The sequence below is a fragment of the Desulfobacula sp. genome, assembly GCF_021107415.1.
On sequence record NZ_JAIOSW010000463.1, the window covers coordinates 1 to 3,418 of the forward strand.

Sequence of the window (3,418 nt, forward strand, 5' to 3'; positions counted from 1 at the left end):
ATAACCCTGACATCAATTTTAATGCTCTGGTTTCCTCCAACGGGTTTGATTTCAAATTCCTGTAATGCCCTGAGCAGTTTCACCTGGGTTGACAATGTCATCTCCCCGATTTCATCCAGAAAAACAGTCCCTTCGCAAGCATCTTCAAACAATCCCCGTTTTGCCCTGACCGCTCCTGTAAACGCACCTTTAACATGGCCGAACAACTCACTTTCCAGCAAGTTCTCCGAAAGTGCCCCACAGTCAATGGTAACAAAAGGACCATTGCTCCGGTCACTGATCTGATGAATATGATGCGCAAAAACAGATTTGCCAGTACCGGTTTCTCCTTCTATAATGATGGGTGCCTGGGAAGCGGATATTTTGTCGATTACCTGCATGACTTCTTTTATCTGGCGGTTATTGCCGAAAACCACTGATTGATTCTCACGTTCTGCTTCTTCCCTGTGTATCCGTTCAAATTTCTTATGAATTTTTCCAAACTCAATGGCACGGCCGGCAATAATTTCAAGTTCCTTAGGCTTAAACGGCTTTGTAACATAGTGAAATGCCCCGATTTTTATTGCTTCAACCGCACTTTCTATGGAGCCTTGTCCGGTAATAATGATAAATGGCAAATCCTTGTCAACCTCTCTGATTCTTTTCAGCAGATCAATACCACTCATTCCGTCAAAAGCCATATCGGAAATGACCAGGTCATATTCTGTTTCACAAAGGGCTGCCCATGCCTTCTCGGTAGAATCAACAGCCGTTGTCTTATACGCCTTTCTGGAATAATAACGTTCCAGAAACTGCAGCATTTCCAGTTCATCTTCAACTATGAGAATTTTTTCCACCATTTAAGCCTTACTCCTTTTTAGCTGCCGGCAACCTCACATGCATGACAGTTCCGGCCTTTTCAACAGATATGGGAATAATTTTCCCACCATGTTTTTTGATAATGTGATAGGCAACAAAAAGCCCGATCCCAAATCCGCGGTGCTTGCCGCTTGTAAAAAAAGGATCAAATATTTTTTTGATATCTTTTTTTGCAATTCCTTTGCCGGTATCTTTTATCAAGACCTCAACAAATAGTTGTCCTTCAATGGTTTTATGTTCTATTTGAACATTAATTTTATCGCCTGTGCCCGGAATACTTTCAATTGCGTTAAGCAAGAGATTGATAAAAGCCTGCTGCAAGCTGATTTCATCTCCATATACAAAATATTGGCGGGATGAAAGGTCTTTATGAATTGAAATATTCTTTAATTTCGGCTTGATAAAATGGATGCACACTTCTAACACATCGGCAAGATCCAGATTTTTAAAGGCATTATCTTTAAAGGATGCCTGGCTCAGAAGACTTTCTGTAATTTGTCCTGCCCTTATGGCATTTCTCTGTATTGAATGCAGGCTTTCGTTGACTTCCTTGGGGTCCAGTTCCCCGCTGATGATATCTTCGGTGTGGGCCAGTACAATACCTATGGGATTATTGATTTCATGGGCCAGGCATGCTGACATTTTTCCTATAATAGCAAGTTTTTCACTCTGGACAAGTTCTTCCTCCAGCCGTTTCCGCTCCGTAATGTCACGGGCAAAACAACAGGCGAGCTGTTCACCCTCGCTTCCAAGCCTGATGGTTGCAGCAATCATTTCGACACGAATTAACCGGGAATCGTGAGATATAAGTCTTGTTTCATTGGAGCCATAACCGGTTTTGAACAGCATTTTAAGAAAACTTGTCATCGCTTGAATGCAGGGCGGATCAACAATAGACGTCAGGTGAGGTTTTTTTTCACAATCACGGTCAATGGAAAGTCTTTCATAGGCCGTGTTGTTGGCCAAATGTATATATCCTTGCGGATTGATCAAAAAAACCATATCGGGTGAGGATTCTATAAGTTCCCTGTAACGCTGTTCCGATATGTGCAGATCCCGGGTAATACGGGTAACTTGAGATTTAAGCATATAGTTCCATATTATGAAGCCTATCATAAGTATGAGTAAAAAAAATGCTCCGCTTAATAAATATATTTTATATTGTGACCAGACAAAGGCCAGGTCTCTGCTGCTGAACCACTTTGCTTCGACTTTTCCAAGCCTTCCGTCACTGATGGCCATTCCAAGCCCGACACTCAATTGTTTTAAAAGCATGGTATTGCCTTTGGAGACAATAATGGCCAGAGGGAGGCGCCCCATGGTTACCCCGACCTGGCGGATATCGGTCAGCCTGTGTTTTTCGACCAGATAGTTGACCACTCTTTCCGACGTCCCGATCATAATCTGTGCATGGTTGCTATCCAGCATCTGTAAGGCTTCCAGCAAGCTTCTTGCCTGTACAATAGTCAATCCCTGCCAGTCCAGGCCCAAATCCATATATGGCTGCCCTCTTACCACCACAACTGTTTTACCCGGAAGGTCGTTTTGTTTTATCGAATTAATTTCTGCTTTTTTAACATAAAAAAACCGCTTTACAAAAACATTGAGTTCAAGAAAATCAAAATCCTGCTTTAATTTTTCCGACAACACTATACCACTGACAACATCAATCTCTCCAAAACGGAGTGCAGCCAACAAATCTTCCGGATTACCCACCAGAAACCGCACATTTTTTTTATTAATATCGCTGATGGTTGTAATAACATCAACCGCATATCCCCTGACACGATACTCCCCTTTACCCTTAAAAGAAAATGGAGGGAAACCGGTTGGCACGCCGACACGAAGCACCTTTGAATCATTACCAAGACCTGTCCCGGGCTTTAAAACAAGAAAAATAAAAAAGAGTAACATCCCCAGGCATTGATATATTTTAAATTTTTTATTATCCATGATATTTATATAGCTATTAAATATAGCAATTTCCATACCCTTGTTTTCAATGCCATTAGCCAGTATGTTTTTCCGGGCAAAGCCATCCTCAACTACCTGATTTTTTGTTATCATCCTATCTTCTGCATGTGCCGGAATAAACACATAGCATACTATAAGTGTGCTGATATCGGCACTTGCAATATACAGGACAGACCCATTATCAAGCAACAATTATATGCCATATCCCTGTTTTTAAGCATGTATGGAGAGTGGCACATTTCTTGATAGTTATGTATGACAGCATGTAACTATTAATTCGTTTGGAATACTTTCCCGGCCTTGCCGTATTCAAGGCTGAAAAAGTATAATTTATAATCAAATACCACTAAGGAGGTAACAGGATGCAATTAAAAAAAGTAACCATTAGTACACTTTTATTGGCTTTGACCATGGCGGTCATGCTGACATTGGCACCCGGCACCGCAAGTGCTGACAACAAGCCTGAAAAGGTTACAGTTATTTATGGCGGCTCTTCCTGGCTTGGGCACTACCCGGCCTGGGTCGGCATGGAAAAAGGGTTGTTTAAAAAACACGGCCTGGGAGTTTTGTTTCAAAATTTTTATGC

The 3,418-nt window shown here is 41.6% G+C and carries 2 protein-coding genes and 1 pseudogene; 1 reads left to right on the forward strand and 2 read right to left on the reverse strand.

The genetic code is table 11. The annotated features are described in order from the left end of the window. The coding region (locus tag K8S13_RS23325; RefSeq protein WP_291466129.1) for a sigma-54 dependent transcriptional regulator at positions 1 to 839 on the reverse strand (839 nt) is incomplete at its 3' end. 7 nt (positions 840 to 846) lie between these two features. Then, on the reverse strand, positions 847 to 2,925 hold the full coding sequence (locus K8S13_RS23330; RefSeq protein WP_291466130.1) for a transporter substrate-binding domain-containing protein: 2,079 nt from the start codon (positions 2,923 to 2,925) through the stop codon (positions 847 to 849). Positions 2,926 to 3,194: 269 nt separating this feature from the next. Here K8S13_RS23330 and K8S13_RS23335 point away from each other — a divergent pair. Further along, positions 3,195 to 3,418, forward strand: a pseudogene (locus K8S13_RS23335) (taurine ABC transporter substrate-binding protein); the annotation flags it as partial.

Bases quoted from the DNA above. Each gene is read 5' to 3' on its own strand.
- K8S13_RS23330 (WP_291466130.1), bottom strand. From the start codon at position 2,925: ATGATAACAAAAAATCAGGTAGTTGAGGATGGCTTTGCCCGGAAAAAC.